This is a genomic window from Streptomyces sp. NPDC060028 (genome assembly GCF_042736725.1).
Classification (GTDB): Bacteria; Actinomycetota; Actinomycetes; order Streptomycetales; family Streptomycetaceae; genus Streptomyces.
The window spans coordinates 19,073-43,087 of sequence record NZ_JBHWVJ010000064.1 but is presented as its reverse complement, the minus strand read 5'-3'; the positions used below and the strand labels follow the sequence as shown (position 1 = coordinate 43,087).

Below are 24,015 nucleotides of genomic sequence, written 5' to 3'. Positions count from 1 at the left end.
GCCGGCGGGTGCGCCGGACGCCGACACCCCCTCGCGTCAGGCGGGTGACGTGCCGGCCCGGCCGAGATGCCGGGCGAAGAAGCGGGTCGCGCTGTCGACCTCGAACCTGGGCATCTCCGCGTGTCCGCCGGCGTTGGCGTGCAACGTCTTCTCCTTCGAAGCGAAGGCGTCGAACAACGCGAGAGCGGACTGGCGGTCGATGTGCTCGTCGTCCCACTGGAGCAGGAACTCGACCGGGACGGTGATGCGCGCCGCCTCCTCGGTCAGGGATTCATGCCCGAGACAACCGAAGACCGCCGCGGTGATCCTGGGTTCGGCCGCCGCCAACGGCACCCCGATCCCGGTGCCCTGCATGATTCCCCAGAAACCGACCGGCCCCTCGGCGCCGATCTCCGGCAGTTCCTGGAGGGCGTCCAGGGTCGCCCGCCATTCCGGCACGGCACGCGCCGCCAGGTCGATGTGGATCCCCACGACGACCGGGCCGAGCGGCTCGCCCGCCGCCTGCGCCTGCCGTAGGGCGGCGATGTGCCGGTCGTCCGCCGCCGTGCGGGGGCGGTCGCCGTGTCCGGGCGCGTCGATGGCGGCGACGTGGAAACCGCAGTCGGTCACGAAGCGGTGCGCACGGCCCAGGATTCCCGGCGCCTTCTTGTGCTGGCCGCCGCCGTGAGCCATCAGTACCAGGGGTGCGCGGTCGGAGCCGGATGCGGGCGACCAGAGCACGCCGGTGATGTCACCCAGCGTGAAAGCACGTTCGATGACGCCGTTCGACGACGTCTCCGTGGTGAAGCGCATGGTTGTTGCCTCTCGGGATTGCCTTCTGGAGGCGCTCCCGGCGACATCTACGTCAATCGCCTGACCGTGGAGAGGGGGAGCACCCAATGCGTACAGCGTTCATGGGTCCCACCTCCTCAAGTGACGTCACGGCCTGACCGAGACGCTAGCAGCCGGCCGTCGTCCCGCCCAAGCCTTTTCGCCCGGTCGCAGCGCCCGGGGCGGGCGCGCGGCGGGCTCGGCCGAACGGACCGTGATCGCCGAGCCGTCACCGGGCCGTACCGTCAGCGGAGCGATTCCCTCGGGGGGCGCTCGCGCAGGGCTCCGTACGCGAGGAAGTAGGCCGGGATCCGGTTCAGCCACCGTGATTCGGTGACGAGCTCCGTCATCCGCTTGGCCCGTCGAGGATCGCCGAACGCGGTGCGGCCGGCCAGCAGCGGTTCGATGACCTGGGTGTGGGCGATGCGCTGGAGGCTTTGGGTGGCCACGGTGGTGGGCCAGCGACGGTGTTGGACGCGGCGCACGTCGCGGAGGCCTACGGTGCCCTCGCGCAGCGGCCGTACGAGGTGGCGGGCCGCGGCCACCGCGTCCTGCACGGCGAGGTTGATGCCGATGCCGAACACAGGTGACATCGCGTGGGCGGCGTCGCCGATGCACAGCAGCCCGGGGCGGTGCCAGCGGCGCAGGCGCTCGAGCCGTACGTCGAGCAGTTTCACCTCGTCCCAGGAGGTGACGGCGCCGCTTCGGTCGGCCAGCCACGGGGCCGCGGCCGTGAAGCGGGTCATGAAGCGCTCCAGGCCCTCGGCGCGGCGCCCGGCGTCGGTGCCTTTGGGGATGAGCGCGGCGCACTGCCAGTAGTCGCCGCGGTCGATGAGCGCGGTGAAGAACCTGTCGCCCAGGGCCCCCACGAGTCCGCTGGGGTCGTCCTCGCGGCGCGGCAGGCGGAACCACCAGGCGTCCATGGGGCACGGGAAGTGTTCCAGGCCGAGTTCGGGCAGTGCTCTGGCCAGTGAGCCGCGGCCGTCGCAGGCCACGGTCAGGGTGGCTCTGAGCTCGCCGGTGCTGCCGTCCGCGGTGCGGTAGCGCACGCCGGTGACCCGGCCGCGCTCGACGAGGTAGGAGGTCGCCTCGGTGTTCATGCGCAGGCGGAAGGAGGGTTCGCGGCCCGCTTCGTCGGCGAGGAGGTCGAGCAGGTCCCACTGGGGCACCATCGCGATGTAGTTGTACTTCCCGTGCAGCGCGCCGATGTTCCCGACCGTGACCAGGGACCGGTCCGGCCCGATGGGCAGCTGCACCGAGGTCACCCGGCGCTGCGGCAGCCGGGCGAACCGTTCGGCGAGGCCGATGTCTTCCAGCAGCGACAGGGTCGAGGGGTGCACGGTGTCACCGCGGAAGTCGCGCAGGAAGTCGCCGTGTTTCTCCAGCACCGTCACGTCCACACCGGCCCGGGCCAGCAGCAGCGCCAGCACCATTCCGGCCGGGCCGCCTCCCACCACGCAGCACGTCGTGCGCTCCACGGCAACCACTCCCTTCGCGGGGACCGGGCGGGCCCCATGGGACGTATACCGCACCGGGGGAGTCGGGACCGGTGAACCCAGCCGGTCACAGCACTAGTTCAGGCCGATGGCTTCGCAGGCGGCCTTGTACTTGTCGGTGCAGATCTCGGCCACCGTGTAGACGTCGTCCTTGACCACGGTCGTCTTCACGTTGTCCTTGGTGAGGGAGATGCTCGGCAGGAGCACCGCCGGGACCCGCTTGGTGGTCGGGCTGTCGACCACCTGATTGATGAGGTCGTCGATCTTCTCGCCCTTGGCCAGCGCGACGGCCATCGTGGCGGCGGCCTCGGCCACGGGAGCGTACGGCTTGTAGACGGTCATGAACTGCTCGCCCGCCACGATCCGCTGCACACCGGCGAGTTCCGCGTCCTGGCCGGTGACCGGGGGCAGGGTGGAGAGGCCGGCCGCCTTGAGGGCGGCGATGATGCCGCCGGCCATGCCGTCGTTGGCCGAGTAGACGCCGATGATCTTGTCCTTGCCGAACGCGGAGATCGCGGCCGCCATGTTGGTGTTGGCGTTCTCGGGCTTCCAGTCGACGGTGTCGTACTCCTTGCCGATGTTCACCTTGCCGTCGAGGAGGGAGTGCGCGCCCTGCTTGAAGAGCTTGGCGTTCGGGTCGGTGACGGAGCCGTTCATCATGACGATCCGGCCGTCCTTGGCCTTGTCGCCCAGGGCCTCCAGGAGCGCCTTGCCCTGGACCTTGCCTACGTCTTCGTTGTCGAAGGAGGTGTAGGCGTCGATCGGGCCCTCGGCCAGACGGTCGTAGGCGACGACCGGAATACCGGCGTCCTTGGCCTTCTTGACCGAGCCGGCGATGGCCTTGGAGTCCACCGCGTCGACGATCAGGACATTCACCTTATTGGCGATCATCGCGTCGACCTGGGCGTTCTGCGTGGTCGCGTCCTGCTTGGCATTGGCGTAGACCACCTTGGCCTTTCCTCGCGTGAGGAGGGCGATCTCCTTCTCGATCAGAGGCTTGTCGAATTTTTCGTAACGCGCGGCCTGATTCTCCGGCAGCAGGAGCCCGACTTTGATCGCGCCGCCTTTGACAGAACCCTCCGGTCCGGCGCCACCCTGCTCCGCACCACCGCACGCGGCGAGCGAGAGAGTGGCCGCAGAAGCGACGACTGCGACGGAAGCACGAACCAGATGTGCCTTCACGTTGTGAACCTCCCTGACGAGGCCGTGTTCAGACGGCCGAGGTAGGGGCAGTCAACTCGGCATAACCACTGCGGTCAAGAAGTGAACTATTAACGAAACAGCAACATCACCTTCCCCAATCCCACACAGAAATACGGCATTTTCCACCGCATAGAGACCAAAAACCCTGGGCCATCTGACTTCAACTCATGAAATTCACAGCAGCCGCCCGGGCTACGGCCCGCCCGTGACGACCACCACCCAAGTGGTGACATATCGGACACATCTCCCATATCTCGCATTGAACTAGATATGCCTTCATATGCCACTTGATGGTGTGTCAGTCGCAGAGGTCCGATGCATAATCGGGCCCGGTCGTCTCCGGAAGTGATGGAGCCATCGGGGCACCGACTCCCCCCTCGGCGGAATTCCGCACCGGACCGATCCTCAAGGCGTTCTCGATGTCCCTGGCCAGCCGCACCCGCCTCGCGGCCCTGCTCGCCGCGTTCACCGTCGGCGCCGCCGGGGTGACGACCTGGGCCTACGGATACGGGAACGCGCAGGAGCCGGCGGCCTCCGAGGCGACGTTCCGGCCGAGTGTGACCGAGGGCACGGTCCTCCAGGTCGTCGCGCATCCCGACGACGACCTCTTCTTCATGAACCCCGACCTGAGCCGCTCCATATCGACGGGCGTCAAGGTCGCCACCGTCTACCTGACCTCCGGCGAGTCCGACGGCAGGAACGAGGCCCACAGCCCGCACCTGGAGGACCCCGCGCGCCCCGCCGACCGCGCCGCCTACGCGGAGGCCCGGCAGAACGGCATCCGGGCCGCCTACGCGCAGATGGCCACCGGCGAACGCACCAGCGCCTGGCAGCGCAAGTCCATACCCACCGCCGGCGGGGGCAGCGCCGAGATGGACGTCCTGGTCGCCAGGCCCGAGGTCAACCTGGTGTGGATGCAGCTGCGTGAGGCCCGCAGCATCTCCGGCGACAATCCGGACAGCCTCCGCGGCCTGTGGAACGGCAGGGTTCCCGCCCTGGGCGCCCAGCTGACCTCCGGGACGCCGGTCAAGCCCGCGTTCTCGTACACCAAGGAGCAGGCCGTGGAGGCCATCGCGGGAGTCTTCGCGATGTACCGGCCGACCACCATACGGACCCAGGACCCGACGCCAGGCCGGGTGCAGGGCGGCGGCGCCTTCCTCGACCACCAGGACCACATGTACGGCGCCCGCTTCGTGCAGGCCGCGGCCGAACGCTATGCGAGGTCCACGGACCGGCCGCACTTCTCGGTCCAGAACTATGTGAGCTACCCCAACAGCTCCCTGCCCCCGACCCTCGACCCGCAGGCGGCCGAGGAGAAGCTCGGCTACCTCAAGACCTACGCCTGGACGGACCACCAGGACTGGTGCGGCAGCCCCGCCGGCTGCGGCGACCGCAAGACGGCGACCCGGCCCGCCGGCGCCGGATGGAGCCAGACCATCCGCTACAGCCGGGGCGACGGCACGTCCTGGATGACCGAGGGCGTCTCCGGTCGCCTGTGGGCCTTCGCCGTGCTGGACGGCCGGATGGCGTACTGGTCGCGCAGCGGCCCCAGGGCTCCCTGGCAGGGTCCCGGGTTCCTCTCCGGCTCCGGGATCGACGCGGGCGCGACGGCGGCCCGCCTCCCCGACGGCAGGATCGCGGTCTTCGGCACCCGCACCACCCTGGGCGCCACACCCGAGGAGTACGGGCGTGACCTCGTGTACGCCGTCCAGGACGCGCCCGACGGCGCCTTCGGCCCGTGGCAGTCACTCGGCACTCCGGACACAGGCGACATATCCGGCACCTCGGCGATCAGTGCACCGGCCGTCGCCGTGGACCGCGAGGGCCGGGTCACCGTGTACGTACGCGATTCGCGGCGCACCCTGCGCGCCCGCGCGCAGGCGACTCCGGACGGCGCCTTCGGCGCGTGGCAGGCCCTGGGCGGCGCCGCTCTGCTGGGTGACCCGGTCGCCACGACCGACGGGACGGGGCGGCGCCACGTGTACGCGGCCACGGCCCAGACCGTGCTGGCCTGGGTGGAGCCGACCCCGGACGCCCCGCTCGGCGGCCCCGTCCCGACCGGGCTGCCGGCGACCACCGGCCCGCTCTCGGCGAGCCCGCAGGGCGACTCGGTCCGCCTGTACTTCCGCCGCCCCGGCACGGGCACCGTCGGTACGAGCCTGGCCACCGCGGGCGGGCCCGCGCCGACCTTCTCCCCGGTCACCGAGGCGGGCGGCGAGGGCGGCTACGGCGCCGTCGGCGTCGCGGGCCCCCTGCTCGCGGGCCGCGCGGGCACGGGCACGGTCGGCGTGTCGGGCCCGGGCAGTGCGCCGTCCTGGTACGAGTCCCAGATGCTCTACACGGGCGCGCCGGCGGCCGTGGCCGAGCCGGACGGCACGGCCGTCGCCGCGGCCCTCGGCCTGGACGCGGGTCTGCACATCACGACGGTTCCCCCGGCCGGATCCGAGCCGCTCGGCAGCCGCCCGCCCTCCTCCCCGTGGCACCGGGCACTCCAGCCCTCGACGATCGCGCAGGCCGGGGGCGCGGGCTCCGGGTGGCAGCGCTGACCGGTGCGGGCGAGGATGGCGGCCGGACCACATCGGGGCCCGGCAGAGGCCGGCTCCCGACCAGCTGACACCTGACCACCGGCGATCGGGGCTGCCATGGCCGCTTTCCCCACCGCACGCGGGCGCGCGGGATCGGGTGCGGTCCGCGCCCTGGCCTCCGTCGCCGTGCTGGTGGTCCTCGCCACCGGGTGCAGGAACGACGCCGCGCCGGCCTGGGGGTACCCGGAGCTCGGGGCGACCCTGGGATCGCTGTCCCGGGCCCTGGAAAAGGGCTGTCCCGAGGCGGCCCCCGCGAGCTGCGCCGACGACCTCGACCGGCTCGGCGTCCTGGCGGAGCGTGCCTTCGCCGAGGTCCTCGACCACCGGCTGCTCGACGCCGCGTACGTCGAAGCCAAAAGCGAGGTGGACCGGGCGAGGGAGCTGCGCCTCGCCGCCGCGGCGCAGGCCCGGTCGCACCGTGATCCGCACCACCTCCCCTTCGGGCGGGCGGTGGCGGCCGAACGGCTCGCCTACCGGCACCTCCTGGCCGCGCTGGAGCGGGTCCGCACCGCTCCCCCTCCCGGAGACGGGACGGCGCCGGTCTGACCCCCTGTCCCCTCAGGGGCCCGGCAGGGGCGGAGCGGGGAGCGCCGTGCCGTCGAGCGCCACGAGGGACAGGACGGCGATCGAGCCCGTCCACGCGAGGGGGGCCACGGAGGAGGGCCTGCCCTCCTTGTCCACCTTCTCCGGCAGCTCGCCGAGCGTGTTCCTCTTGGAGAGGATCCAGTCCATGACCTGACCGGCTTTCTGCTGCCTGCCCGTCGTGGCCCAGGCGAGCGCGAACAACGCCGTACTGGGTGTCCAGGCGTTCCCGCCCCAGGGCGCCGTGGGGTCGTTCCCGGGGGTCAGCCCCCCGTTGGGCAGGAGCAGCGCCCGGTACGTGACGTCCAGCGCGCCGGGCAGACCGGCGGGGGCCGTGTTGAAGGGCGGCGCCATGAACGCCACCGCACTGTCGAGCCCGTGCCGTCCGTCGACGGTGCGCTGGTACCCCAGGGGCAGGAACCGCGCGGTGATCCCGGAGGAGAGCCGGCGCGCGGCCCGGGCCCAGCGGGCCGCGTCGTCCGGACGGTCCGCCTCCCGGGCGAGGTCGGCGGAGGCGTTGAGCCCGGCGAGCAGCGGCGCGGCCGTACCGATGTTCGCGGTGGTCGTCATCAGCTCCCAGTAGTCGGGGGAGGCCGGGGGCAGCCCGTCCGCCCGCAGGGAGCCCGCCGCGTGGTCGGCCGCCTTTCGGATCATCGGGTAGAGGGTGACCAGCCGGGCGTGGCGGGTGGCCCGGGGGGCCGTCCGGTACCACTGCCAGGTGGCCCAGGGGACCCAGCCGTTGGCGTCGAGCTGCCACCGCCTGCCGTCGGGCGGCCCGGATCCGTCGAGCTTCGTACGCGCTTCCCAGGTGCCGTCCTTGCGCTGGGTCGCGGCGCTGTAGCGCAGGATGCGGTAGGCCTCGGTGTCATGGCCGGTGTGCGCGAACGCGGCGGAGGCGAAGCCGGAGTCGCGCGGCCAGGAGTACTTCCAGCCCGGACTCCACCCCGCCGCCAGGGCGCCGTTGGGCTGGAGCAGGGCGCGTACGGCCAGGAGGGCGCGCTCGGCGGCCGCGCGCTGCGCCGGCGACCGGCCAGGGACCCGGCCGGAGGCCAGCCAGGCGCGGCTCTGCGCGATCTGCTGCCACGCCGCCGGATGGCCGGGGGCGACCACGACCGACGCCCTGCCGGCGGGGGGAAGGTACTTCCACCGGCCGGACGCCAACCGCAGGACGTTGCTGCCCTCGACGTACCGCGCGCCCGCGGCGACGAACGGCGGAACGCCTTCGACGGCGGTCGCGTTGGACAGGAGACCCACGGTGGGGGCGGCGAGCATCGACCGAGGCGCGTAACTGCCCTCGGCCTCGCCACGGCTCTGGTGGCCCGCGGGCCCCACGAGCACGGGCCGCGCCGCGCCGGTGTGGCGCCCGGCATGGCGGCCGGCGGCGCACACGGGAACGGCGATGCCCGCCAGGGCCACCGTGACGACCGCCCAACGGCCGAGCGGGACACCGGGCATGTCACTCCCTCCGCCGGGCCCGCGTACGCGCCGACCCGGAGTCCCCATCCTGGAAGAGCCGTGCGGAGGCTGCCACGGAACACCCGCCACCCGGGTGAGCGAAGCCTGCCGAGGGGCCGCGCGGGGCGTAGCCGCCCTGGCGCACCCGGGATGCCGGTGGCGGCGAACCGTGCACATCATGGGTGTTCTCGGGCCGTGCGGTCACCGCAGTCGGCGGGCGCATCGGCCCTCTCTGCGGCCGGGCCCCGCTGCGAAGGGGTGGTGAATGAGCACTGCTGCGGTCGAGGGCGAGGACGTCCGGAGCCCTTCCTCCGCGGTGGGCCGGGGAACGGGCCGCCACCCCCTGCTGCGCGGGCTCCTCCCGGCGGCCGGGGCGATGCTCGTCGCGGCTGCCGGAGCGCTGATCGCCGTCGGGTGTTTCCTCGGTCTCTACCTGCGGCCCACCTCCGACGACTGGTGCGCCGCGTGGAAGGCCCGGGATCTGGGAGTCTTCGGCATCACGTCCGATTTCTACACGACCCAGAACGGCAGGATCGCCAACGCCTTCCTGAGCGGTGTCGTCTATGGCGACGGTCTGGCCGGGACGAAGGTACTGCCGACGGTCATCGCCGTCTCCTTCACCGCCGGACTGGTCCTGCTGGGGCGTGACTTCGTCCGGTTCCTCGGCGGCAGGCCCCGGCCGCTGGTGCTGACCGCCTGCGCCCTGGTCGTCCAGGCACTGCTCTACTTCGGGGGCACCCGCAGCTATCAGGTGCTGCTGTGGGCCCCCGCCACCATCTCCCACACCGTTCCGAGCGTCATCGGCCTGTGGGCGCTCCTGCTGGCGATCCGGACCGTCAGCCATCCCCGTGCCGCCGTCCGCGTGGCCGGTTTCGCCTCGGCCTTCCTCATCGGCTTCGCGCTCGGCACCCTGAGCGAGCCGTTCGCGCTCGTCAGCGGGCTGCTCGCCGCCGCGGTCGGGCTGCTCTGCCTGCCCCGCCTCGGCCTGGCGCGAAACGTGCATCCCTTCACCTGGTGCCTGGCCTGGTGCTCCGGCCTCGTCTGCGGTCTGGTCGTGCTGTACACCTCCCCGGGCGCCCGGTGGCGCCGGGCCCAGCAGCCGGAGAAGGAGTCCCTGCTCTCCGCGGGCGAACTCCGGGGCACCTTCGAGGACTGGCTGCGCATGTGGGACTCCGTCACCGGGCAGTGGGCCTACCTCGGAGCCGCCGCCGTCGGTGTCCTCCTGGGCCTGGCGAGCGGGCTCCGCGGGTCCGCGAAGCCCGCTCCCGGGAGGCGGGACCCGCGCCGGACCATCCCGCGCAAGGTGCTGGTCGCCTTGCTGCTGCTCCCGGTGCCCGTGGTCGTGCTGGGGTCGTTCGCGGTGGTGGTGGGCCTGCGCAGCGGCTACGGCCCGACCGGGTGGACGTACGCCCGTACCTGGACGAGCTATCTCGTACCGATGGAACTGGCGCTCTGCGGCTACGGCGCACTGCTCGGGGCGTGGGGCGGCCGGTGGCTCTCGGGCCGGCGCACCGCCGACGCCGTCCTCGTGACCGGCGCCGCGGTGGCGGGCTGCCTGGCGCTGGCCTCGGTGGGCGCGCTCGTACCGGACGTCAAGGAGCTCACGACCACCACCGTCACCCGTTCCGTGGCCTGGGACGCCCAGAACTCCCGTATCCGGGCCGAGACCGCCCGGGGCGCCACGGACGTGGGCTACCGGCCCCTGTACATCGGCAGTCTCGCCGAGCCCTTCTTCACGGGGAGCTACGAACGGGACTGGGTCGCCGCCTGCGTGTCGAAGTGGTACGGCGTCGACCGGATCCACCGCCGCTGAGGCACGATCCGCGTCGTCCGCGGCGAGCCGGACGCGTGTCCGCATCCGCTGTCACACGATCGGATGTCGCTGCGTGCCAATCCGGGGGAACACGTGGCGACTCCCCCTTCCCCCGGACCGGATGCGTGCATGGTGGGTCCAGCTTCAGGCGCCCGGGCACCCTGCGCCCCCGCGCGCCCGTCCACCAGCGGAAGGCCGTGCAGCCGATGGCATTTGCGAGGGCTTTGCTGCCCGCCCTGCTCTCCCTGGCACTGACGGGCGCCCTCGCGGACACCGGCGCCGCCGCGGACACCGCGGACACCGCGGACACCGCGGCCGCCGCGGCCGCCGTCGCCTATGACGGGCAGACCCGCCACGAGACCGCCCTCTTCAGTGTGAAGTCCACCAACAACGCCGCGGCCCAGGCCTTCACGGCGGACGGCACACGGCTCTCCCGGGTGAGCGTCTACCTGAGCAGCGGAGCTTCCACCGGGACGGTCACCGTCCAGGTCCGCCGGGTCCGCGGCGACGCGGGGTCGGCGCTCGCCTCGAAGGCCCTGGACCTCGCGGCCCTGGGAGGCGCCGGAGCGGGCTGGGTCGAGTTCCCGGTCGACGCCCCCGTCACCGCGGGCACCACGTACCACCTGTTCCTCCAGGCGACCACCACGCAGGACGGACCGATCGCCTGGCACGGCACCCGGCAGTCGGTGCCCGGCTCGCTGACCAGTTGGAACTACGACGCGGCGTACTGGGGCGGCTGGCACGAAGACACCTCCCGCCTGGCTTTCCACGTCAATCCCACCGGCGGCGAGCGCTGCGGGGAGAGCGAGCCCTGCTACGTGCCGGCCTCGGCCCTCGCGGCCCGCACCGCGGGGCTGCTGACCAACCTGGTGACCACCGAGGCCGTCCTGCCCTCCTTCGCCGTCGGCGCCTCCTTCATCGACGGCAGCAACGTGCTGCGCCTGCCGTCCGGCCGGTGGCGCTACCTGCCCGCCGGCTCGTCGGCCTCCACCGTGGTCGCGGCGAACGACCCGGACGCCCTCGCGCAGGTCGACGAGAGCCGGGCCTGGCTGGCCGCCGGCCAAGTGCCGGGAGCCACCACCGCGCAGCGGGCCGCCGCGCAGCGCGCCCTGCTGTCGATGCGGGCGCTGCTGAAGCCCAACGGGGCGTTCGCCGCGGGATGGTCACCGGCCTGGGAGTACTCCTGGCCCCGGGACGGCGCTTTCGCGGCGGCTGCCTTCGCTGCCACCGGGCACGACGAGGAGGCGTACCGGATCCTGCGCTACGACGCCCTCACCCAGCGGGGCGACGGGACCTGGGAGGCCCGTACCAGGCTGGACGGCAGCGGACCTCCGGACGCGCGCAAGTGGCAGCTCGACGGCAACGGCTGGGTGCCCTGGGCCGCCTGGCAGTGGTACCGGGCCGCGCCCGCGGGCGGGCGGGACGAACGACTGCGCGCGCTCTACCCGATGGTGCGCCGGGCAGCCGACTACGCCGCACGGTCCCTGGGGTCGGACGGGCTGCCGCCGGCGTCCCCGGACTACTGGGAGCTGGACACCGCGACCACCAACATCGGTACCGCCGCTCCCCTGCTGGCCGGGCTCAACGCCTCGGCCGACCTGGCCGCCCGGCTGGGCATGAGCGGGGACGCGGAGCGCTGGGGCGCCGCGGCCCGGCGGCTGTCCGCCGGCATCGCCACCGGCTTCGCCCCGCTCGGCTACCAGCGGACCGTCGACGGCAGGCACGGCAGGGACAGCGCGGTGGCGTTCATGGCGCCCCCGTTCAACTCCTCTCCGCCCGATCTCGGCGAGGCGCTGGACTCCACCTACCGGGCGCTGCTGCTGCCCAACGGCGGGGTCTCCCCCGGCAACGACCCCGATTTCAGCTGGGGATCGTACGCCTGGACGGCCAGCACCACGTTCTTCGCCCTCGCCTGGTCCGGCACGGGCGAGCAGACGAAGGCGGCCGAGGCTCTGGAATGGGTGCTGTCCAAGCGGAACGGACTGGGTGAGCTCCCCGAAACCGTCAACGGCGTCGGCCTGCCGTCCTCGGTCGCACCCCTGGGCTGGACCGATTCGCTGGTGTTGCTCACCGCGCTCTCCCTCCAGGGCTCCCCGCAGCCCGCCCCGCCGACGGCAACGCCGTAGGCCGACTGTTCACGGCCGTCAGAGCCAGCCCTGGCGGCGGGCCGCGCGCACGGCCTCCATGCGGTTGCGGGTACCGGTCTTGCCGATGGCCGCGGAGAGGTAGTTGCGCACCGTCGACTCCGACAGGTACACCTTCGCCGCGATGTCGGCGACGGTCGCGCCGTCGACCGCGGCGTTCAGTACGTCGACTTCGCGCGGGGTCAGCGGGCTGGGCCCGGCGCTGAGCGCGGCGGCCGCGAGCGAGGGGTCGATCACGGTCTCCCCGGCGAGCACCCGGCGTATGGCGGCGGCCAGTTCCTCCACCGGCCCGTCCTTCACCAGGAATCCCGCGGCTCCGGCCTCCATCGCCCGGCGCAGGTAGCCGGGGCGGCCGAAGGTGGTCAGGATCAGCACCCGGCACCCCGGGCACGCCGTGCGCAGTTCGGCGGCCGCGTCGAGGCCGCTGCGGCCCGGGAGTTCGATGTCGAGCAGGGCCACGTCGGGCCGGGTTTCCAGCGCGGCGGGCACGATCGCGTTCCCGGCGGCGACCTGCGCCACGACCTCGATGTCCTCCTCCAGCCCGAGCAGCAGGGCCAGGGCGCTGCGCATCATGCCCTGGTCCTCCGCCAGCAGGACTCTGATCATCGGCTCTCCTCGTTCTCTTCCGCGGCCGACTCCACCGGGAGTTCGGCGGTGACCCGGAAGCCCCGGCCGGGGGCCGGGCCGCTGCGCAGGGTGCCGCCCGCCGCGGCGAGGCGTTCGGTGAGGCCCGTCAGTCCGCTGCCCGGCGGGGTCGAGCCTACGCCGCCGCCGTCGTCCGTGATCACCAGGCTGGCTCGTTCCGCGGTGCTGCGCAGCTCGATCTCGCAGGTGGCGGCGCCACTGTGCCGGACGGCGTTGGTGACGGCCTCGCGGACCACCCAGCCCAGCAGCGCCGCCGCCTGCGGCGGCAGCGGGGCGCCGGACTGCCGTACGACGGGCTCGATGCCGGCAGCGGTCAGCGCGCCGCGGGCCCGGTCGAGTTCGGCCGCCAGGCTCGCCTCGCGGTACCCGGTGACGGCCTCCCGGATCTCGACGAGCGCCTGGCGGCCCACCGACTCGATGTCGCGGACCTGGTCGAGGGCCGCCTCCATGTCGCGGGGGGCGATCCGGCGGGCCGCCTCCGACTTCACCACGATCACCGACAGGGTGTGGCCGAGCAGGTCGTGCAGATCGCGGGAGAAGCGCAGCCGCTCCTGGTCCACGGCGGCCCGGGCCAGTTCCTGCCGGGTGTCGCGCAGTTCCCGCACCGTCTCGGACAAGGCCAGGATGGCCGCGGTGACCATGCCGGACAGGAAGGTTCCGTAGACGATCCCGAAGGCGTCCCAGCCCTGCTGCAGCCCCGAGATCACACCGGCCAGGGCCGTGACGCCGAACATCACCGGGCCGAGGCGCCGGCCCCGGACCACCGCCCCGGTGGCGAGGCCCGCCAGCGGGAAGAACAGCAGCCAGTTGTGCCCGTAGACGAGGGCGAGGGTGCAGGTGACGAGCACCAGCGCGGCCAGGCACCAGCGGGTGCCGGGCGCCTCCCGCGCGGGCTTGTGGAAGGCGCGGAACACCAGGGTGATGTAGAGGGAGTTGAAGACCAGCAGGCCCAGGCCGCCGATCCAGGGGTTCGGGGTCTCCCCGTGGATGATGTTGGAGATGGCGCCCATCCCCAGGAGCAGCCAGGGCAGCAGGGTGAAGGCGTTGGGCGGCCCGATCGGGCCGCGGTCGTCGTGGGGCGCCTCGCCGCCCGCCGTGCGCGGTTGCCCGGCGGCGCACCGTTCGGCCTTGCGGGCCGGCCAGTTCGGCATCCGTTCCCACCCGATTCCCCGCTTGCTCCGCATGTCCGCTCCCCGTTCACCGTCCATGGCCTATGCCGTCCTCGCGGACCGACGGTATGAGAGGACGGCGTACGAGCCGAACAGCAGGGCCCACCCGGCGACCACCGCGACGGCGGCCAGGCCGGGGGCCGCGCCGGTGGCGAGGGTCTGGCCGATCTCGGCGAAGCGGCGGGTCGGGGTGAGTGCGGACAGGGAGCGCATCCATTGGGGGAACAGCTCGACCGGGAACCAGAGGCCGCCGGCCACGGAGAGCGCGAGGCTGCAGCCGACGTTGACCAGACCCGTGGTCTGGGCGGTGAGCCGGTAGCCGTTGCCGATGCCGATGCCGAGCAGGGTGAAGGGCAGCGCGCCGAGCCAGAGCGCGAGGGAGACGGCGGCCCACTGCCAGGCGTCCAGCCGGACCCCGTTGACGAGCGCGCCCGCGGCGAGCACCGCGGCGATGGCCGGCAGCACGATCACCGATCCCGTCAGGGCCCGGCCGGCCACCACCTGGCGCGGGGACATCGGGGTGACCCGCAACTGGCGCAGCCAGCCCACGCCCTTGTCCTCGGCGACGCCGGTCCCGGTCGACAGGGCCGCGCCGAGGGCCCCGTAGGCGGCCATGGCCACCATGGCCGCGGTCTTCCACTCGGTGTCGTTGGTGCCCAGGTTGGTGAAGAGCAGGTACATCAGCACCGGCATGCCGATGCCGAAGACGACGAAGGGGGTGTCGCGCAGCGTGCGCCGGACCTCCAGGCGGACGTAGGCGGTGATCATCGGGCGTTCCCCTCGGAAGCGGTGGTGGTGGCGCCGGTGAGGGCGAGGAAGACGTCGTCCAGCGAGGGCGCGGTGACCTCGATGCCCCGTACCGCGTCGAGTGCGGCGAGGGCGGTGACGGTGGCGTCCGGGTCCTGCGTGCGGAGCCGGGCACGGTCTCCCCGTATCTCCACGGCGCTCACCCCGGGCAGTTGGCCGAGGAAGCCGGAGGAGCGGCCGGCCAGGTCCAAGGAGACCAGCGAACCGCAGGCCGCGGCGCGGCGCAGGTGCTCCCCCGTGCCGTCGGCGACGATCCGGCCGCGGTCGACGACCACGATGCGGTCGGCGTGGGCGTCGGCCTCCTCCAGGTAATGGGTGGAGAACAGGACGGTGTTGCCCCGCCGGGCGTAGCCCCGCATGGATTCCCAGAAGGCGCGGCGGGCCTCCACGTCGAGGGCGGCGGTCGGCTCGTCGAGCACGATCAGTTCCGGGTTGCCCGCGAGGGCCACGGCGAAGCGGACGCGCTGGGCCTGGCCGCCGGAGAGCCGGTCGACGCGTCGGCCGGCGAGGGCGGTGAGGCCGGCGAGTTCCAGCGCCTCCGCGACGGGCAGCGGCGCCGGGTAGGTGCGGGCCACGAAGGCGACGAGCTCCCGTACGGTGATCCGCGGGACGGCGCGCCCCTCCTGGAGCATCGCACCCACCCGCCCGGTCCGTACCGCCTGTTCGGGGATCTCGCCCAAGAGGCACACGCTGCCCGCGTCGGGCTCGTTCAGGCCGAGCAGCAGGCTGATGAGGGTGGACTTCCCGGCGCCGTTGCGGCCCAGCAGGGCGACCGTCTCACCGCGCCGGACATCGAGGTCGATGTTCTCGACGGCCTGGACGGGACCGAAGGATTTGGCGGCGCCCCGGAATTGGATCGCGGTCTGCGCACCCCCCGCTGTGTCGGCCGGTGTGGCCGCCGCCGTACGCGGTGTCTTCGTCGTCTGCGTCATGTCCACCACGCTAGGGAACGGGGCGGTTTCCCCGGCAGATGCGCATGTACGGACCCCGGCGGTACAAATGTCACGGACCTGGCATCGGCGTTGCTCACCGGGGGTTAGCCCTACCCGGAGCCGGGCGGGTAGCAGGGTCGTCCCGGGCAGTCGCATCCGGACATGCTGGGGCCGGCAGATACCACTGGGTTTCCCGATGATTCCGTAGGAGTTGACTCATGCGTGAGCAGGCATGGCAGAGGTTTCGTCCGTCCGGACGACAGCGGAACGGTCGGCGCAGCGCTGCGGCGTCCGCGGCCGTAGTCGCCGTGGGCGTCATGACGGTGGGTGTCCTGGCGCCGCCCGCGGCCTTCGCCGCCACCCGGCCGGACACCGTCCAGCAGGGCCTGAGCACGCTGGTGCGCTCCGATGGCCTGCCCGGTGCGCTGGCGAGCGTCAAGGACCGTGAGGGCCGCGCCCGTACCTACACCGCGGGGGTGGGCGACCTGGCCACCCGCTCGAAGGTGCCCATGGACGGACAGGTGCGGATCGGCAGCAACACCAAGGTGTTCACCGCGGTGGTCGTACTGCAACTGGTCGGTGAAGGGAAGATCGGCCTCGATGCCACGGTCGACACCTATCTGCCGGGCCTCGTCCGCGGGAAGGGGATCGACGGCAGCGCGATCACCGTCCGTCAGCTCCTGCAGCACACCAGCGGCCTTCCCAACTACACCAGTTACCTCGGCGACGACGTCCGGTACTTCGAACCGCGCGAGCTCCTCGACATCGCGCTCCGGCACGAGGCCGACTTCGCCCCCGGGAAGGATTGGAAGTACAGCAACACGAACTACGTACTGGCCGGCCTGATCGTCCAGGAGGTCACGAAACGACCCCTCGCCGAGGAGATCGACCGACGCGTCATCAAGCGCATCGGGCTGCGCCACACCTACTTCCCCGCCCCCGGTGACGCGACCATCCGAGAACCCCATCCCAAGGGCTACTACCAGGACTCGGCAGGCGCGCCTCTGCTCGACGTCACGGAAATGGATCCCTCCTGGGGCTGGGCAGCAGGTCAGATGATCTCCACCAACTCCGACCTCGACCGTTTCTTCTCCGCGCTCCTGGCCGGCCGTCTCCTCCCGGCGGCCCAGCTCGCCGAGATGCGCACCACCGTCCGCACCGAAAGGACCGAAACCACCTTCGGCCCCGGCGCCCGCTACGGACTGGGGCTCGTGAGCAAGCCGCTGCCACTGTCGTGCGGCGGCGGCGTCTACTGGGGCCACGGCGGTAGCTTCCCGGGGTACGAGACGCGGGGCGGGGTGACCGACGACGGCCGCGCGGCCCACGTCGCGGTGACCGTTCAGCTGGCCGGCGAGGCCGCCAGGAAGCGTGTCGACCATGTCGTGGAAACGGCCCTGTGCCGCTGAACCGCAGCGTGGGTACGGAAATCGGCCGCGCCCCGTGAGGTGAGCCGTTGGCCTGCGCTGACCCGGTGGTGGCGGGCCCGCTCCACCCCTTCCGGCCAGGTCACCACCAGTACACGGGGTAGCGGGGGCTGCCGGAGCGGGCGCGCGAAAGGGCGCAGCCCGCGAGGACGAGGAGGACCACCGATCCGGCGAGGAGCGGCACGAAGGTCCTGGGGTCGGGTGTTCTCAGGACGATGACGACGGCCGTCGCGCAGGCCGGGGAGTGCGGGGTGCGGGTCACCGTCATCAGGGCCAGGCCGAGGCCGGCCGCGACGGCCGCCACCCAGGGGGCGCTGCCCAGGGCGGCCAGAGCTCCGTATCCGACGGCGGCGCAGAGCAGGTGGCCGGCGATCACGCTGCGGGGCTGGGCCAGCGGCAGGCCGGGCACGCTGTGGACGATCGCGGCGGACGCGGCCAGCGGCGGTATGAGGACGGGTTCGTGGACCACGGCGCCGATGGCGACCAGGGCCAGCATGACGGCGGTGGCAGCGCTGACGCTGTGCAGGGCGGCGCCCGGCGCCGGCGGGGCGGGGGCGCGACCCGCGAGGCGGGGCAGCACCCGGGCGGGCGGCCGGTCGGGCGCGGGCTGCGGGGACAGCGGCGGCGGTTGGAGTGTGGTGGTCCGGTCGGTGCTCAAGAGAATGGCGTCTTCGAGGAGGGCAGACGGACACGGGTCCGACGGCGGTGATCGGCAGGGGCGGGAGCGGCTTCGGCTTGTACCGCTGTGACGGCCCCTGCGATCGGCAGGGCCGGGGACACTGCGGAGGCCCGGTGTCGGGGCAGCCGTGTACTCCCTTGGATCATACGAAGCCCGACAAACCGTGCGGCAGCCAGGTCCCCCGGACGCCGCCGAACGGTGCAAGCGGCTGCCGGGGCCGGGTCAGCCGAGCGCTGCCAGGACCCGGTCGGGGGTCAGGGGCAGGGTCCGCAGGCGTCGTCCCGTGGCGTTGCTCACGGCGTTGCCGATCGCGGCGGCGGCGCCGACGATGCCGATCTCGCCGATTCCCTTGCTGCCCATGGGATTGAGGTGCTTGTCGTGCTCGTCGATCCAGTGGGCTTCGATGTCGGGCACGTCGGCATGGACCGGTACGTGGTAGGCGGCGAGATCGCTCTCCACGAAGTCCCCGTGGACAGGGTCGAGCGTGCTGTTCTCGGTCAGCGCCATGCCGATGCCCATGGCCATGCCGCCCACGAACTGCGAGCGTGCCAGCACGGGGCTGAGGATGCGGCCGGCGGCGAAGACACCGAGCATGCGGCGTACACGTACCTCCCCGGTGACCGTGTCCACCTGGACTTCGGCGAAGTGCGCACCGAACGCGTGGCGGGCGTAAGGGGACTTCTGCCCCGCCGATTGGGCCGTGTCGGCCGACGCGGAGAGTCCCGCGGCGGGCAGGGGCCCGTGGTGGCGTTCCGTACGGGCCAGCAGGGCGGTGCAGGCGTCGTGCACCGCCCAGCCCCAGGAGGCGGTGCCGGCGGAGCCTCCCGCGCCGGTGGCCTGCGGCAGGCCGGTGTGCCCGATGGCCACGGTCACCGAGCGCACCGGGACCCCGAGGGCGTCGGCGGCCACCTGGGTCAGGACGGTACGGGCACCGGTGCCGATGTCGGTGGCGTTGACCTCGACGACGTAGGTGCCGTCGGGCCTGGCGTGGGCCCGGGCGGTGGACGGGGTCACGAAGTACGGGTAGGTGGCGGCCGCCACCCCCCGGCCCACGAGGTGGGGCCCGTCCGTGCGGGCGGCACGCGGGTGGGTCCAGCCGAATCGTTCGGCGCCCTCCCGCAGGCACTCCACGAGGTGCCGGCTGCTGAAGGGGCGGCCGCTGTCCGGTTCGTTCGCGGGCTCGTTGCGGATGCGCAGTTCGACCGGGTCGATGCCGAGCGCGTCGGCCAGCTCGTCCATGGCCGACTCCAGCGCGTACATGCCCGGCGTTTCCCCGGGGGCGCGCATCCAGGACGGGGTGGGGACGTCCAGGGCGACGGCCCGGTGTGTGGTGAGGCGGTCGGCGGCGGCGTACATGACGCGGCCGGGGACCGCGGCCTGCTCCACGAATTCCCGGACGCGGGAGGTATGGGTGGTGACCTCGTGCGCGAACGCGGTCAGGGTTCCGTCCGGGCGGGCGCCCAGGCGGACCCGGTGCAGGGTCGGAGCGCGGTGGCCGACCGTCGCGGGCAGCTGACGCCGGGGCAGGGCGAGGGTGACGGCGAGGCCCGTGTGGCGGGCGGCCATGGCGGCCAGGACGACGTGCGGGCGAGGAGTTCCCTTGCAGCCGAAACCTCCGCCGACGTGTTCCGAGACGACCGTGACGCGCTCCTCGGGCAGGCGCAGGAGGGAGGCCAGCGCGGAACGCACCAGGCCGGCCCCCTGGCTCGAGTCGTACACGGTGAGGTGCTCGCGTCCGGCGTCCCAGACGGCGGTGGCCGCGTGCGGCTCCATGGGGTGGTTGTGCAGCGGCGGAACCTCGTACGAGCAGTCGACCCGGACCGGCGCCGCGGTGAGGGCCGCCTCCGGATCCCCGTGCTCCCGGTGGGCGGGGTATCCGCCGTTGACGGTCTCGGGCGTGTAGAGGTCGGGGTGGTCGGCCCGCAGTACGACGTCGTGGTGCGCGGTCTCGTAGGTGACCCGGACCGCGGCCGCGGCGGCACGGGCGGCTTCCGGGGACCGCGCGATCACCAGCGCCACGTACCAGCCGCGGTGCGGGACCGCGGTGTCCTGGAGCACTTGGAGCGTGGGATCGTCCGACGGGCCCAGGCGCGGGGCGTCGTAGGGCGTGAGGATGTCGATCACCCCGGGCAGCGCCCGTGCGGCCTCGGTGTCGATGGCGCTGACGCGGCCACTGACGATGGTCGCGGGTACCGCGCGGGCGTGGGCGCCGCCCTCGGGGGCGTGGTCGGCGGCGTACCGGGCGGTGCCCGTGATCTTCTGCCGGCCTTCCGCCCGTTCGGCGGGGGTACCGAGTGCGGTGGGGCGCATTGCGGCTCCTCGTAGGGGTTCGGCCCCGTCTGCCACGGGGTGCTGCGAGGTGCTACGGGTTGCGGGGAGCGCCTTGTGCCCGGCGGGCGAGCGTCGTGAGGACGTCGCAGGCCAGGTTGCGGGCGAGCGGCACCTTGTAGGCGTTGTCCCGCAGGGGGCGGGCCTGGGCCAGCTCCTCCTCGACGGCCTCCCGCAGGTTGGCGGCCGTCGGTTCGGCGCCGTTCAGCCGGGCCTCGGCGGTGGTCGCGCGCCAGGGGCGGTGGGCGAGGCTTCCGAAGACGAGACGGACCCTTCGGATACGGCCGCCGCCGTCGTCGAGTTCGAGGACGGCGGCGACGGATGCCAGTGCGAAGGCGTACGAGGCACGGTCGCGGGCCTTGCGGTAAAGGGAAACCGCGCCGGGCGGGTTGGCCGGCAGGGCGACGGCGGTGACGATCTCTCCGTCACGCAGCACGGTGTCCTGTTCGGGGTGGTCTCCGGGCAGCCGGTGGAAGGCCGTCATCGGCACCGTGCGCTCCCCGTCCGGGCCGTACAGCTCGACGTCGGCGTCGAGGGCTGCCAGGGCGACGGCCATGTCGGAGGGGTGGGTGGCGATGCATGCGGCCGAGTGGCCGAGGACGGCATGGTCCCGGTGGATCCCGTCGCGGGCGGCGCACCCGCTGCCGGGCCGGCGTTTGTTGCAGGGCTTGGACACGTCCTGGAAGTACGGGCACCGGGTGCGCTGGAGCAGGTTCCCGCCGGTGGTGGCCACGTTGCGCAGTTGTCCGGAGGCTCCCGCCAGCAGCGCCTGCGTGAGGACGGGGTAGCGGGCGCGTACGAGCGGGTGGGCGGCGAGGTCGCTGTTGCGGGCCGTGGAGCCGATGCGCAGGCCTCCGTCGGGCAGCTCGCGTACCTCGTGCAGCGGGAGCCGGGTGATGTCGATGAGGGCTGCCGGTGTCTCGACACCCAGCTTCATGAGGTCGACGAGGTTGGTGCCGCCGCCGAGGTAGCGGGCGCCCGGGAGGCGGGCGTGGGCGGCGACGGCTTCCTGGAGGCCGGTGGCCCGCAGGTACGCGAAGGGCTTCACTCGATCACGTCCGTCACGTCCGTCACGTCCTTCACTGCGTCGACGATGCGGGGGTAGGCGCCACAGCGGCACAGATTTCCGCTCATTCGCTCCCGGATCTCCGGCGCGGTCAGCGGGACCGCGCCTGGCTCGGCGAGGACGCCGTCGGGGGTGACGTGCGAGGGATGGCCGGACGCGGCTTCGTCGATCGCTCCGAGGGCGGAGCAGAGCTGGCCCGGTGTGCAGAAGCCGCACTGGAAGGCGTCGCGCCGCAGGAACGCCTCCTGGAGCGGGTGCAGGGCGCCGTCCGCGGCGGCCAGACCTTCCACGGTGGTGACGGCGGCGCCGTCCTGGGCCACGGCGAGGAGCAGGCAGCTGTTGACGCGCCGTCCGTCGACCAGGACGGTGCAGGCTCCGCACTGCCCGTGGTCGCAGCCCCGCTTCGGCCCGGTCAGGGCGAGGTGCCCGCGCAGGGCGTCGAGCAGGGTGACGCGGTGGTCGAGCCGGAGGTCGTGGTCGGTGCCGTTGACGCGCAGCGTGACGCGGGAATCCAGGGCGGTGGGCGCCACGCCGTCGGCCGTACCGGGCCCGCCGCCGCCTGCGGGGTCGCTGTGCCGGGGGTCGCTGCCGCTCGTCACCGCCGCCTCCGCCTCCGATCCGTGTAGGTCACAGGTGCTCGCCACCTCTCGCACAGCCTGGTCCATCGCGGGCGCTCCGGCATCCGCAGCATCCGGTGGCTAGTGCTGTGGCCGGGCCGACGGGGAAGCGGCCGTCAGTCGCCCGGAGCCCAGAACGCCGACGGCCGTCCGGCGCCGGGAGCGACGTCCTGCCAGGTCCCGGGCAGGGCCAGGGCCACGACCGCCGCGGTGGGGAATCCGTCGTGGATCCGGCGCACCAGGTTCGTGGGCCCCGTCCCGCACAAGGCGACGGCCAGCTCGTGGATGCCGGGGTTGTGACCCACCATCAGCAGGTCGGTGACGGCCTCGCCCGTCTCGGCCAGTACGGCCATCAGGGTGTCGGTGTCGGCGTTGTACAGCCGGTCCTCGTACACGGCTGGGGGCGGTTCGGTCAGCCGGGACACCATCAGCTGCCACGTCTCCCGGGTCCGCAGCGCCGACGAGCACAGTGCGAGGCCGAGGGGGCGACCGGACTCCGCGAGCCACTGGCCCGCCTTCGGCGCCTCCCGTCGGCCCCGGTCGGCCAGCGGGCGGTCGAAGTCGTCGATGGTGCCTTTGGGGACGGCTTTGGCATGCCGTACGAGCACGATCCGGCGTTCGCCCGGTGCAGTCACCATCTGCTCTTTCTCCTTTTCCACGCTCACGCGATCGGCTGCGGAACGTACGTCGACACGCCTACCCGTATCGGGCCCCCTCAGTCGGCCGGTGCGGCCGACGGGGTGTCACCCGTGCGCTGCGCATCGTGACCGGCGCCGTGCGGGTCGTCGCTCTTCGTGTCAGCGTGAGGCCGGGGGGATCAGCGATCCGCGCGTCACAAAGGAGTTGCCGTCATGAGTCGTCAGCAGGACAAGCGCCCGGAGTCGGGCAAGGGCCGCGAGGAGCCCGGACCCCGGCAGCAGCCCGGCCAGGACCCGGTACACCCCGAGTCCGGCATGCGGGCCCGCGGGAAGAGCCCCGAGGAGATCAGGCGCGAGGGAGACCTGCCGGCCGAGGAGCGCGGCCGACGCGACGACAAGCGCTAGCCTGCGGCGTAGCGGCGGCGAGGGCCCGGGAACGCCCGTCCGGACTCGCCGCCGTGCCGTGGCGCATAGGCGCTCGCGAAGAGAAGAGCGGACAGGACGACGGAAGGGAGCCACCGGTGCAGAGGGACGCCCGTTCCATGTCCGATGGCGATGCGGCCTTGGCGAACATCAGACGGGCGGAGGTCTCGCTGAATTCGAACGTCTTCCCCCTCGACGTATCCGACGGGGTGCACGCCGCCCTCGACACTGCCCGACAGGCCCTGCAGCACGGCGACCACCCTGCGGCTCTGGCCGCTTCCACCCTCGCGATCCGCCTGCTCGCCGACGCCCTGCGCTGAGAGCCCCCTCGCGCGCGAAGGCGAGGGCCACCGCACGGCCGATGCCGGCGTCGCCACCGGTGATGACGCGCCTGCGGCGGGGAGGGCGCCGTTACGCGCTCCGCCCAAAGTCCTCTTCCTCGCCCTCGCCCTCACCCTCGTCCTCTTCCTCGATGAGGTGTACGGCAGCCTCCTCCGCTGAGGCGGCTCCCCCGTTGACGCCCACGTCGCGGGCCCGGACGGAGAACTGGTGTCCGGGACCGGCCTCCTCGGACGGGGCCAGTCGTCCCGCTCGTACCGGACCGGACTGGGCGGGTTTGCCGGCCCCGTCGGCAGATTCCCCCCAGGTCTGCTCGTCGGCATCGGCGTCGGCCTCGGGAACCTCGCGGGCGAGACGCCGGTCGAGGCTCTCCCCGGTGTGTCCTTCCTCCGCCGTGGTGCCGTGGTCGTTGACCGCCAAGGCCCTCTCGGGCGGCGAGTACCCCGTGTCGAGGTTCTCGTCGAGACCCGGTTCGTCCAGGGCGTTGTCCATGTCGGGTTGGGCCTCGGCCGGGTCGTCCGGGTCGGCCGACTGGTAGACGTCGTCGCCGTGCGGTGTGGGGCTGCTCATGGTCTGTGCCTCTCCCTTGATCACAGGGCCAGCACGATGGCGTAGGCGAGGAAGAAGAGGGCGCAGAGCAGCGCGAGCGCCAAGATGACGACGAGCGGTCCGCGGGCCCATCCGCGCTTCGGTGGCCGGTAGGGACCGGCGCCGGTAGCCGTACTGGCCTCACCGGGCGGAGTCTCCCCGGGCGGAACTCCCCCGCCCGGTTCGAGCCCTGTTGTCAGACGTGGATCGGGGTCCGGATTGCTTTCCGGGATGTCTTTGGCCATACCTGGCGGCTCCCCACGATCGGCGCC

Annotated in this window: 22 protein-coding genes; 7 read left to right on the top strand and 15 right to left on the bottom strand. The window is 72.9% G+C overall.

The window, feature by feature from the left end; all coding sequences use genetic code 11:
* Nucleotides 1-36: 36 nt before the first annotated feature.
* The 3 genes from ACFWBF_RS26985 to ACFWBF_RS26975 form a co-directional block, all read right to left on the bottom strand.
* Entirely contained in the window at nucleotides 37-792 is a 756-nt protein-coding gene (locus ACFWBF_RS26985) for a dienelactone hydrolase family protein (RefSeq protein ID WP_385606427.1), read from the bottom strand.
* A 263-nt stretch (nucleotides 793-1,055) separates the two neighbouring features.
* Nucleotides 1,056-2,288, bottom strand: coding sequence for an FAD-dependent oxidoreductase (locus ACFWBF_RS26980; RefSeq protein WP_385606425.1), 1,233 nt, complete (start codon nucleotides 2,286-2,288; stop codon nucleotides 1,056-1,058).
* Between the two features lie 93 nt (nucleotides 2,289-2,381).
* On the bottom strand, nucleotides 2,382-3,476 hold the full coding sequence (locus ACFWBF_RS26975; protein ID WP_385606433.1) for a sugar ABC transporter substrate-binding protein: 1,095 nt from the start codon (nucleotides 3,474-3,476) through the stop codon (nucleotides 2,382-2,384).
* Nucleotides 3,477-3,928: 452 nt separating this feature from the next.
* On the opposite strand from ACFWBF_RS26975, the gene ACFWBF_RS26970 reads away from it, so the two are divergent.
* Complete coding sequence (locus ACFWBF_RS26970; protein WP_385606423.1) at nucleotides 3,929-6,055, top strand: PIG-L family deacetylase; 2,127 nt, start codon at nucleotides 3,929-3,931, stop codon at nucleotides 6,053-6,055.
* A 96-nt stretch (nucleotides 6,056-6,151) separates the two neighbouring features.
* Complete coding sequence (locus tag ACFWBF_RS26965; protein ID WP_385606421.1) at nucleotides 6,152-6,640, top strand: hypothetical protein; 489 nt, start codon at nucleotides 6,152-6,154, stop codon at nucleotides 6,638-6,640.
* Between the two features lie 12 nt (nucleotides 6,641-6,652).
* Here ACFWBF_RS26965 and ACFWBF_RS26960 read toward each other — a convergent pair whose 3' ends face one another.
* Complete coding sequence (locus tag ACFWBF_RS26960; protein WP_385606419.1) at nucleotides 6,653-8,131, bottom strand: hypothetical protein; 1,479 nt, start codon at nucleotides 8,129-8,131, stop codon at nucleotides 6,653-6,655.
* A gap of 265 nt (nucleotides 8,132-8,396) precedes the next feature.
* On the opposite strand from ACFWBF_RS26960, the gene ACFWBF_RS26955 reads away from it, so the two are divergent.
* Both ACFWBF_RS26955 and ACFWBF_RS26950 read left to right on the top strand, forming a co-directional pair.
* Nucleotides 8,397-9,944, top strand: coding sequence for a DUF6056 family protein (locus ACFWBF_RS26955; RefSeq protein WP_385606417.1), 1,548 nt, complete (start codon nucleotides 8,397-8,399; stop codon nucleotides 9,942-9,944).
* Nucleotides 9,945-10,150: 206 nt separating this feature from the next.
* Complete coding sequence (locus ACFWBF_RS26950; protein ID WP_385606415.1) at nucleotides 10,151-12,070, top strand: choice-of-anchor R domain-containing protein; 1,920 nt, start codon at nucleotides 10,151-10,153, stop codon at nucleotides 12,068-12,070.
* 18 nt (nucleotides 12,071-12,088) lie between these two features.
* Here ACFWBF_RS26950 and ACFWBF_RS26945 read toward each other — a convergent pair whose 3' ends face one another.
* Genes ACFWBF_RS26945 through ACFWBF_RS26930 form a run of 4 tightly spaced genes read right to left on the bottom strand, consistent with a single transcriptional unit; the run spans nucleotide 12,089 to nucleotide 15,566 of the window.
* Nucleotides 12,089-12,694 (bottom strand): response regulator, encoded by a 606-nt coding sequence (locus ACFWBF_RS26945; protein WP_385225515.1) that lies wholly within the window; start codon nucleotides 12,692-12,694, stop codon nucleotides 12,089-12,091.
* Entirely contained in the window at nucleotides 12,691-13,884 is a 1,194-nt protein-coding gene (locus tag ACFWBF_RS26940; RefSeq protein ID WP_385606413.1) for a sensor histidine kinase, read from the bottom strand. Before ACFWBF_RS26940 ends, ACFWBF_RS26945 begins: the two co-directional genes overlap by 4 nt.
* A 60-nt stretch (nucleotides 13,885-13,944) precedes the next feature.
* The gene (locus tag ACFWBF_RS26935) at nucleotides 13,945-14,670 is read right to left on the bottom strand and encodes an ABC transporter permease (RefSeq protein ID WP_385606412.1); all 726 of its coding nucleotides are present in this window, start codon (nucleotides 14,668-14,670) and stop codon (nucleotides 13,945-13,947) included.
* Nucleotides 14,667-15,566, bottom strand: coding sequence for an ATP-binding cassette domain-containing protein (locus ACFWBF_RS26930; RefSeq protein ID WP_385606431.1), 900 nt, complete (start codon nucleotides 15,564-15,566; stop codon nucleotides 14,667-14,669). The genes ACFWBF_RS26935 and ACFWBF_RS26930 overlap by 4 nt, the downstream gene beginning before the upstream one ends.
* A 293-nt stretch (nucleotides 15,567-15,859) precedes the next feature.
* Between ACFWBF_RS26930 and ACFWBF_RS26925 the strand changes: the two genes are divergently transcribed.
* Nucleotides 15,860-17,047, top strand: a complete 1,188-nt coding sequence (locus tag ACFWBF_RS26925) for a serine hydrolase domain-containing protein (RefSeq protein WP_385606410.1) — start codon at nucleotides 15,860-15,862, stop codon at nucleotides 17,045-17,047.
* A gap of 100 nt (nucleotides 17,048-17,147) precedes the next feature.
* On the opposite strand, the gene ACFWBF_RS26920 is transcribed toward ACFWBF_RS26925, so the two are convergent.
* The 5 genes from ACFWBF_RS26920 to ACFWBF_RS26900 all read right to left on the bottom strand — a co-directional run bounded on the left by ACFWBF_RS26920 (nucleotide 17,148) and on the right by ACFWBF_RS26900 (nucleotide 22,390).
* Nucleotides 17,148-17,723 carry an HPP family protein gene (locus ACFWBF_RS26920; protein ID WP_385606408.1) on the bottom strand — a complete coding sequence of 192 codons (576 nt, stop codon included), beginning with the start codon at nucleotides 17,721-17,723 and terminating at the stop codon, nucleotides 17,148-17,150.
* A 243-nt stretch (nucleotides 17,724-17,966) separates the two neighbouring features.
* A complete protein-coding gene (locus ACFWBF_RS26915; RefSeq protein ID WP_385606406.1) occupies nucleotides 17,967-20,054 on the bottom strand; it encodes a xanthine dehydrogenase family protein molybdopterin-binding subunit in 2,088 nt (695 codons plus the stop codon).
* A gap of 52 nt (nucleotides 20,055-20,106) precedes the next feature.
* Nucleotides 20,107-21,120, bottom strand: coding sequence for an FAD binding domain-containing protein (locus ACFWBF_RS26910; protein WP_385606404.1), 1,014 nt, complete (start codon nucleotides 21,118-21,120; stop codon nucleotides 20,107-20,109).
* Entirely contained in the window at nucleotides 21,117-21,803 is a 687-nt protein-coding gene (locus tag ACFWBF_RS26905; RefSeq protein ID WP_385606402.1) for a 2Fe-2S iron-sulfur cluster-binding protein, read from the bottom strand. Before ACFWBF_RS26905 ends, ACFWBF_RS26910 begins: the two co-directional genes overlap by 4 nt.
* Nucleotides 21,804-21,871: 68 nt before the next feature.
* Nucleotides 21,872-22,390 carry a SixA phosphatase family protein gene (locus ACFWBF_RS26900; protein ID WP_385606429.1) on the bottom strand — a complete coding sequence of 173 codons (519 nt, stop codon included), beginning with the start codon at nucleotides 22,388-22,390 and terminating at the stop codon, nucleotides 21,872-21,874.
* Nucleotides 22,391-22,606: 216 nt separating this feature from the next.
* On the opposite strand from ACFWBF_RS26900, the gene ACFWBF_RS26895 reads away from it, so the two are divergent.
* Both ACFWBF_RS26895 and ACFWBF_RS26890 read left to right on the top strand, forming a co-directional pair.
* Nucleotides 22,607-22,798 (top strand): hypothetical protein, encoded by a 192-nt coding sequence (locus ACFWBF_RS26895; RefSeq protein ID WP_385606400.1) that lies wholly within the window; start codon nucleotides 22,607-22,609, stop codon nucleotides 22,796-22,798.
* Between the two features lie 137 nt (nucleotides 22,799-22,935).
* Nucleotides 22,936-23,136, top strand: a complete 201-nt coding sequence (locus ACFWBF_RS26890) for a hypothetical protein (RefSeq protein WP_385606399.1) — start codon at nucleotides 22,936-22,938, stop codon at nucleotides 23,134-23,136.
* Nucleotides 23,137-23,227: 91 nt separating this feature from the next.
* Here ACFWBF_RS26890 and ACFWBF_RS26885 read toward each other — a convergent pair whose 3' ends face one another.
* Nucleotides 23,228-23,725, bottom strand: a complete 498-nt coding sequence (locus ACFWBF_RS26885; RefSeq protein ID WP_385606397.1) for a DUF5709 domain-containing protein — start codon at nucleotides 23,723-23,725, stop codon at nucleotides 23,228-23,230.
* A gap of 20 nt (nucleotides 23,726-23,745) precedes the next feature.
* A complete protein-coding gene (locus ACFWBF_RS26880; RefSeq protein WP_385606395.1) occupies nucleotides 23,746-23,988 on the bottom strand; it encodes a DUF6480 family protein in 243 nt (80 codons plus the stop codon).
* Between the last annotated feature and the right edge of the window lie 27 nt (nucleotides 23,989-24,015).